Origin of the sequence: Jeotgalibacillus marinus (genome assembly GCF_040801915.1) — a bacterium.
GTDB lineage: Bacteria > Bacillota > Bacilli > Bacillales > Jeotgalibacillaceae > Jeotgalibacillus > Jeotgalibacillus marinus.
Genome location: NZ_JBFMIA010000180.1, coordinates 1 through 267, shown reverse-complemented (window position 1 = coordinate 267; position 267 = coordinate 1). Strand labels below are relative to the sequence as shown.

General features: G+C 52.4%; 1 protein-coding gene. It reads left to right on the top strand.

Features of this window, described 5'->3' with window-relative positions; all coding sequences use genetic code 11:
- On the top strand, positions 1–267 hold a 267-nt coding region (locus tag AB1471_RS18990; RefSeq protein ID WP_367780994.1), incomplete at both ends, for a hypothetical protein.

Sequence of the window (267 nt, the reverse complement as noted above, 5' to 3'; positions counted from 1 at the left end):
GGGGGAGGAAGAAAGAAGAGGAAGGAAAGGGAGAAGAGAGAGGGGGGAGAGAGAAAAGGAGAGGAGGGAAAAAGGGGGGGAGGGAGGAAGAAAGAAAGGAAGGAAAGAGAGAGAGAGAGGAAAAAGAAAAGGGGGAAAAGAAAAGGAAAGAGGGAAAGAAGAAGAAAGAAGGAGGAGGAGGGGGGAGAGGGGGGAAGAGAAAGGAGAAGGGAAGAGGGAAGAGGAGAAGGGGAAAGAGAGGGGGGAGGGGAGGGAAAGGAGGGAAAA